We start from the raw sequence: 4,025 nt of genomic DNA, 5'->3' as shown, positions 1-4,025 counted from the left end.
CGGTAACTCCGGACTACCGAAAGCAGCACGGTCCGGGCCGGAAGACATCTCGGGGAACCGCAGAGAATGGTGAGAGTAGAACTTATGCGTCGAACGAAGCCACGCACGTTGTCCACAGTGGTCAGAGGATTGGCGATTGCGTCCGTAGCACTCGTCGTGCCCTTCACCGGTGTCGCGGCCACGGCTGCAGCCGATCCCGTTGTGGACAATGCGGCGCCGTTGGCGTCCGCGACCTCGTCCAACGGTTCCAAGGTCACGAAAATCGAGGTCAAGAACGATCGCGAACTCACCATGTACGTGTACTCGGCGTCCATGGACAAAGAGATCCCGCTCGACGTTCTGCGTCCCAGCGACACCAGTGCTCCGCGTCCCACCCTGTACATGCTCAACGGTGCAGGCGGCGGCGAGGATTCCGCGACCTGGCGCGCGCGGACCGACGCCTACGAGTTCTTCGGTGACAAGAACATCAACGTCGTCTCGCCCATCGGCGGCAAGTGGAGCTACTACACCGATTGGCGGCAGGCGGACCCCGTCCTGGGCGTCAACAAGTGGAAGACCTTCATGACCGAGGAAATCCCGCCTCTGGTCGATGCAGCTCTCGGAACGAACGGCGTCAACACCATCGCCGGGCTCTCGTCGTCGGGAACCTCGGTTCTGCAGCTCGCCATCGCCAAGCCCGATCTGTACCAGGGCGTCGCGGCGTACAGCGGTTGCGCACAGACGAGCGACCCGATCGGCCAGACCTTCGTCAAGCAGGTCGTCGAGCTGTACGGCGGCGGCAGCACGCTCAACATGTACGGACCCGACAACGACCCGATGTGGGTCGAAAACGATCCGTTCATCAACGCCGAAGGCCTGCGCGGGCTCGAACTGTACATCTCGAACGGAACCGGCCTGCCCGGTCCGTACGACAACCTGAACGGCCCGGACATCGACGGACGCGTCCCGACGCTGGCCAATCAGGTCATCATCGGCGGTGTCATCGAAGCCGCGACCAACTACTGCTCGCACAACCTTCAGAACAAGCTGAACCAGATCGGTATCCCGGCCACGTACAACTTCCGGCCCAGCGGAACGCACTCGTGGGGATACTGGGACGACGACCTCAAGGACTCCTGGCCCGTGCTGGCACGCGCCATGGGCGTCTGACGGACGGACCGTGCGGCTGTAGTCGGACTTTCGGCGCCGCTCGAGACGTTTCACAAATGCTCCCCTTCGCGTCCGAAGGGGAGCATTTGTCGCAGTACCCTCGGGGTATTGATGAAATTCGACATCGAACGCTCACGCTGGCTGGGCCCGTCGCAACCCGGGTGTAGGCGAGAAATCAAAAGTGGGGAGGACGCGCCACATGGTTGCCGGGGGAAGCCTTGACCGAGCGCTGACAATCGACGACGTGCCGCGGCTGGTCGCAACTGCAGCACGCGTTCAGGCGGACACGCCTGTGCTGACGATTGGTGATGCGACTGCCACCTTCGCGCAATTGCACGATGCACTCGATCGACTCGACACCGCTATGGGCGGCATACTCGGCCCCGAATCCCTGCTGCCTCTGGCCCTGGCCGACCTCGGTGTGCTCGACACCGGCGAAGGCGCCGTCGATCGGGCGGTCGCTTCCATCCTGACCGACGCCGCGGTAATCCTGGGCATCGATCGGACCGACACCGAACCCGCGGCATCGGAAAAGGTCGAGCCGACGTCCCCATCGACTCTCGTCGCCGCGTTCGAAGCATCGGTCGACTCTCGCCCCGACGCAGTCGCGCTCGTGTTCGGCAACCGCACGCTCACCTATGCCGAACTCGACCGCCGCTCCAATCGGGTGGCGCGTCGATTGCTCAGCCTGGGGGTCGCGCCGGACCGCACGGTGGGATTGGCCCTTCGTAGATCGTTCGATCTGGTCGTGGGTATGTACGGCATCGTCAAAGCAGGCGGCGCCTACATGCCGTTGGATCCCGATCACCCGTACGACAGACTCGAACACGTCCTGAGAACGGCCCAGCCCGTTCTCGTTCTCGCCGACGAGAGCACGTCCAGCGTGCTGCCCACCGTGGCGCCGATCCTCGACATCCGTGAGATCGACGACCTGGGCAAGATGGACCAAGTCGACGGGGGCCGTCTCGCGGACAGCGAGCGCCTGTCTCCTCTTCGTCCGGACAACCTCGCCTACGTCGTCTTCACGTCCGGATCGACCGGGCGCCCGAAAGGCGTTGCGGTGTCGCACTCCGCCATTGTCGCGAACGTGGCCTGGCGTCAACGGCAGTACGTCCTGACCGAGGACGACGTCGTTCTGCAGAAGACACCGTTCACGTTCGATGTGTCCGTCTGGGAGTTCTTCTGGCCTCTGCAGGTCGGCGCCCGGTTGGTGATCGCCGAACCCGACGGACACCTCGACCCCGCGTACATGGCCACGCTCATCGCGAGCGCCGGAGTCACCGTCGTCCACTTCGTGCCGTCGATGCTCGCGGTGTTCGTCGACGCTCCCGAATCCAGGTCCTTGCCGTCCCTTCGATACGTGTTCGCCTCGGGTGAAGAACTGGGAGGTGCGACGGCCGCTCGCTTCGCCGCCGTGTCCGCCGCGCAACTGCACAACCTGTACGGACCGACCGAGGCCGCCGTCGACGTCACCCATCACCGCGTCACCGACGAAGACGTGGAATACGTTCCCATCGGAACTCCCGTCGACGACACGGACATCCGCGTGTTGGATTCGGGACTCGAACCCGTGCCGCCCGGCGTGGTGGGGGAGCTGTACCTCACCGGTATCCAGTTGGCACGTGGTTACCTCTCCCGGCCCACCACGACGGCAGACAGGTTCGTCGCCGACCCGTACGACCGCGGCACCCGGATGTATCGCACGGGGGATCTGGTCAAGCAGTCGGACAAGGGCGTCCTGACCTACCTCGGACGGTCGGATTTTCAAGTCAAGCTTCGCGGACTGCGCATCGAACTCGGCGAGATCGAAGCAGTATTGGCCGAACACGACGCAATCTCCCAAGCAGTCGTCGTCGTACGCGACGACCGGCTTCTCGCATACGTCGTCGAATCCCGAGAGCATGCGCTCGACCTGGACGAGGTGTGGACGAGACTGCGTCGCGCCCTGCCCGCGTACATGGTTCCCGGTGCCGTCGTGGTCCTGGCCGCCATGCCGCTGGGATCATCCGGCAAGCTCGACCGGCGCGCTCTACCGACCCCGGCATCCTCGTCGGCGTCGTTCGTTGCACCAGGCACCGCGACGGAAGTCGCAGTATCGGAAGAATATTCAGCCGTACTCGGCGTGGACAGGGTCGGGCGGGACGACGATTTTTTCGCGTTGGGTGGCAACTCCCTCGCCGCAACCCGGTTGGTCGCGCGGCTCAACGAGCGCCACGGCGTTCGCATCGCCGTCCGCGATTTCTTCGACGCTCCCACGGTCGCGGCGTGGGCCACGCTGATAGATGCAGCGGAACCCGACTCGTCGTCCGCGCGTCCCGCACTCGCGAGTAAAGAGCCTTGGCCCGAACCCATTCCGCTCTCCTATGCGCAGCAGCGCATGTGGTTTCTCAACCGGCTCGACCCGGGGTCCTCCGTTGACAACATCGCACTGGCGATCCGGTTGACGGGACCTCTCGACGTCGCTGCGCTCCGGGCCGCCGTCGTTGACCTGGGTACACGGCACGCGTCGTTGCGTACCCGCTACCCCGAGAACGACGGCAAGGGTTCGCAATCGGTAGCGTCGACGAACGACATCGACATCGATTGGCGTGCCCACACTCTCGCGGACTTCGACGTCGCCGACCACGTCCAGGACGCGATCAGAGCACCATTCGATGTGGCAGCAGCTCCACCCTTCCGCGTACGCCTGCTCAGCACGAGCGAGCAGGACCACGTGCTCGTCGTCGTCGTGCACCACATCGCAGCCGACGGGTACTCCATGGTCCCCCTCGCGCGGGACGTGATGACGGCCTACTCCGCTCGGGCTGCCGGCGACTCACCCGGGTGGACGCCGCTGACGGTTCAGTACCCAGACTATGCACTGTGGCAGCGAGAGG

General features: G+C 64.6%; 2 protein-coding genes. Both read left to right on the top strand.

What is annotated here, in order from left to right:
• Window positions 1–84 precede the first annotated feature (84 nt).
• Complete coding sequence (locus WBQ44_RS11445) at window positions 85–1,149, top strand: alpha/beta hydrolase (protein ID WP_495566809.1); 1,065 nt, start codon at window positions 85–87, stop codon at window positions 1,147–1,149.
• A gap of 199 nt (window positions 1,150–1,348) precedes the next feature.
• Window positions 1,349–4,025 (top strand): amino acid adenylation domain-containing protein (locus tag WBQ44_RS11440; protein WP_495566808.1); only part of this gene is annotated, 2,677 nt, incomplete at its 3' end.

Origin of the sequence: Rhodococcus sp. (in: high G+C Gram-positive bacteria), assembly GCF_049591685.1 — a bacterium.
GTDB lineage: Bacteria > Actinomycetota > Actinomycetes > Mycobacteriales > Mycobacteriaceae > Rhodococcoides.
The sequence above is the reverse complement of the archived record's forward strand: the minus strand, read 5'-3'. Positions and strand labels throughout refer to the sequence as shown.

Coding starts and splice junctions, on each gene's coding strand:
- WBQ44_RS11445 (WP_495566809.1), top strand. CDS start 85: ATGCGTCGAACGAAGCCACGCACGTTGTCCACAGTGGTCAGAGGATTG.